We start from the raw sequence: 3,342 nt of genomic DNA on the forward strand, positions 1-3,342 counted from the left end.
GCGCTTTGGCACTGTCCAGCGAATTCTCGAGGGATCGAATATAGATACTGGCGGCAACCAGGCTCTGGCCGACCTCATCATGCAGATCGCGTACTATCCGATCCAGGCGCTCAGTATTGTCCACATTTTGGGTATGGACGATATTCTGCATGTTGCGAATGAGACGATCCTCGCGCTTTTTGGATTGCATCAAATCACTGTGGGCCTGATTGATGCGGTCGATGAAGAAAGCGATGTAGAGTGTAAAAGTGGATAAGAAAATGAGATAGTTGATCACAGCATGCCAAGTACTCAGCGACCAGCCGTTATGGTGAATGGAGACGATGTATGCTGCGGAAAGGCAGCCCACCCATGTGGTCAGCGCGCCGAAGCGGTAAGCCGTAAATACCAGCCCGCCTATCAGTATCAACAGAAACAGATAGATGACAGATATGTTATTCAATATACTGAAAACACTCAATCCCGCCTGATACAGTAGATATAGCAGAGCTGGAATTGCCAGTGCCATAACAATGGACTGACGCGTATACCCTGGTCGGTCGATGACATAAGCCGCGAAAAACCCAAAAATCATCGCGGACAAGCTGTATATTGCCAGCTTGGCATAGGCAGCGCTGATCAGATAGAAAAAATCCTGGGGATTTGTGAACTGTATAAACGCCAGCATCGCGGTAATGGTGGCTAGCGTCACCGTGCTAATGAAAAGCAAATAGTGGAAAAAGGATGGTGTTTCGGTCTTGTTGGATAATTGCCCATCGCACCTCAAAAACCAGCCCGCCAGATAGGTGGCAGCGATGCCGATCAGATGGGCATATAGCGCTGAAGAATCCTCGAAAGAAAAGACTCGGTGAGCTGGATTGATGACAACCACAATGGTCTCGACCAAGGCCGCTGGCGCATAATATGCCAACGGCAGCCGAAGCAGGACGACCAAACGTAGTCCGAAAAGGACGCTGATATAAACCGCTTCGATGTCAGCGATGATAAATACCAGAACGGCTAAAGTAAGAATGCCGATAGCGGCTCCCTTACTCATCGCTCTGTTTTTAGTTCCGAACTCTTTCATAGCTAAAGAATCCATGAATGCCGAGGCTGCGTACATAAGAATTTTTCTTATTGGCTTTTGCATTGCGTTCATAGACACTGCTCAAAGCGTTAAAGGAATCTAGCTTCGGCATGATACGGATTATTTTATTAGAAGACCATGCCATCGTTCGAGAGGGCATCCGATTTCTGCTTGAGCAGGAAACGGACATTTCCGTCGTTGCCGAATTCGAGCACCCACAGGATCTATTTGCCGCCTTACCGGCTCTGAATGCCGACCTTCTGATTACCGATCTGGATTTCAAGCAGTTCCGCGGCCTGGATATTCTCCTGGATTCCGTCGCCATCACCACTCTAATCCGGACCATCGTGCTGTCAATGCATGGGGAAGCAGGCATGGCGCGGCGCGCGATGGATCTGGGAGCGTTCGGATATGTCAGCAAATCTCGGAGCGCACGGGAATTGGTGACTGCAATCCAGGCAGTGCACCAAGGTCACTTCTATCTCAGCGAGGATATCCGCGACCAAGTCGTGATCACGCCACCTCACATCACCAAACGCGAACATGAGGTCTTGAGGCTTCTGCGGGCCGGTAAAACCGCGAAGGTCATCGGGAACGAATTAGGTATTTCCGATAAAACCGTGTACATCCACCGTGCCAGTCTCATGGAAAAATTCAAGTGCAAAACCCTGATCGAGCTTAGCCAGAAAGCACATGAATTGGGCATCTAATCACCCGATTAGACTTTAGTTTATCGCTATAGCGCGCGCATTATGCGGCCCGATGCACGGCGGTCCTGCCGCAGCCTGCTTAAGAGAAGACTTACCGCGGACACCGGAATCAGGCTGCGAACAGCGCCTTCATCTTCTTCAGGGCGTTGGCTTCTAGCTGACGGATACGTTCGGCCGATACACCGTATTCATCGGCCAGTTCATGCAAGGTGGCCTTGTTTTCAACCAGAAAACGCTTCTGCAGGATTTCACGCGAACGCACGTCCAGACCGCTGAGTCCTTCGCGCAGCAGCTCGAGCTGGCTATCGTCATGGCGGTCACGCTCGTAAGCGGCAGCCGGATCGGCATTGGCGGCAACCAGATAGGCCGATGGTGATGGCGGCGCATGGTCATTGTCGTCATCGTCAGGAGCATCGAACGCGATATCGCGGCCGGAAAGACGCGACTCCATCTCCAGCACTTCGCGTTCGGACACTTTCAGATCCTTGGCAACTGCGGAAATCTCGGCAGCATTCAACCAGCCCAGGCGTTTTTTCGACTTGCGCAGATTGAAGAACAGTTTGCGCTGGGCCTTGGTCGTGGCCACCTTCACGATGCGCCAGTTGCGCAGGATGAATTCGTGCATCTCGGCACGTACCCAGTGCACGGCGAAACTCACCAGGCGGACGCCCTGGTCGGGATCGAAACGCTTGACCGCTTTCATCAGCCCGATATTGCCTTCCTGGATGAGATCACCCATGCCCAGGCCGTAACCCTGATAGCCCCGGGCCACATGCACCACGAAGCGCAGGTGCGCCATCACCAGATGACGGGCGGCTTCAAGATCATCGTTGTCACGGTAAGCGCGCGCCAGCGCCTGCTCGTCCTCAACGGACAGCACCGGCACGCGGTTGACCGCGCTGATATAGGCATCCAAAGAGCCCAGCGCGCTGGGGATCGGGAGGCTGTGGCTGATCAGGGCTTTGCTGGTCATGGTATGTTTGCTCATGGGTAAAAGTTTAGCACTCTAGCGCTTAGAGTGCTAATGTCCCCATAAAGTTCCGATGAGCGGGCTCTGGGCCGAAGCCGTCTTTTTGTAGCTAACTTATTGTAATAAATACGTTAATTATACTCGCCAGTCCATAGGCTGTTGGCCCCGGCCTTGCAGGTAGCGATTGGCAGCGGAAAAATGCCCGCATCCGAGGAACCCACGATGCGCCGACAGCGGCGAGGGATGCGGGGCCCGCAGCACGCAATGGCGATTGCGGTCGATGATGGCACCCTTGGCCTGGGCATAAGCACCCCACAGCATGAATACCAGACCCTCGTGGTGCTCGGACAATGCCCCGATGGCGGCATCGGTGAAGGCCTCCCAGCCTTTGCTTTGGTGCGAGCCGGCTTTGCCGGTTTCCACGGTGAGCACCGCATTGAGCAGCAGCACGCCGCGATCGCTCCAAGGGGTCAGATTGCCACTGGCCGGCCTGGGCAGAGCCAGATCGCGTTCGATTTCCTTGAAAATATTCTGCAGCGAAGGCGGCGCTGGCACGCCATCGGGCACGGAAAAACTCAGGCCATGCGCCTGACCGG

The 3,342-nt window shown here is 54.0% G+C and carries 4 protein-coding genes; 1 reads left to right on the plus strand and 3 read right to left on the minus strand.

What is annotated here, in order from left to right; all coding sequences use genetic code 11:
• Window positions 1–1,138: hypothetical protein (locus ACIQ0Q_RS08475; RefSeq protein WP_395772504.1), on the minus strand; the 1,138-nt coding region annotated here is incomplete at its 3' end.
• A gap of 38 nt (window positions 1,139–1,176) precedes the next feature.
• Here ACIQ0Q_RS08475 and ACIQ0Q_RS08480 point away from each other — a divergent pair.
• Window positions 1,177–1,776, plus strand: coding sequence for a response regulator (locus ACIQ0Q_RS08480; RefSeq protein WP_395772505.1), 600 nt, complete (start codon window positions 1,177–1,179; stop codon window positions 1,774–1,776).
• A gap of 109 nt (window positions 1,777–1,885) precedes the next feature.
• Here the strand turns inward: ACIQ0Q_RS08480 and rpoH are convergent, their stop codons facing one another.
• Together rpoH and ung are read right to left on the minus strand one after the other, a co-directional pair.
• Window positions 1,886–2,764 (minus strand): RNA polymerase sigma factor RpoH, encoded by an 879-nt coding sequence (gene rpoH, locus ACIQ0Q_RS08485; RefSeq protein WP_395772506.1) that lies wholly within the window; start codon window positions 2,762–2,764, stop codon window positions 1,886–1,888.
• A gap of 117 nt (window positions 2,765–2,881) precedes the next feature.
• Window positions 2,882–3,342 (minus strand): uracil-DNA glycosylase (ung, locus tag ACIQ0Q_RS08490; protein WP_395772507.1); only part of this gene is annotated, 461 nt, incomplete at its 5' end.

The sequence above is a fragment of the Arenimonas sp. genome, assembly GCF_044348765.1.
GTDB lineage: Bacteria > Pseudomonadota > Gammaproteobacteria > Xanthomonadales > Xanthomonadaceae > Arenimonas.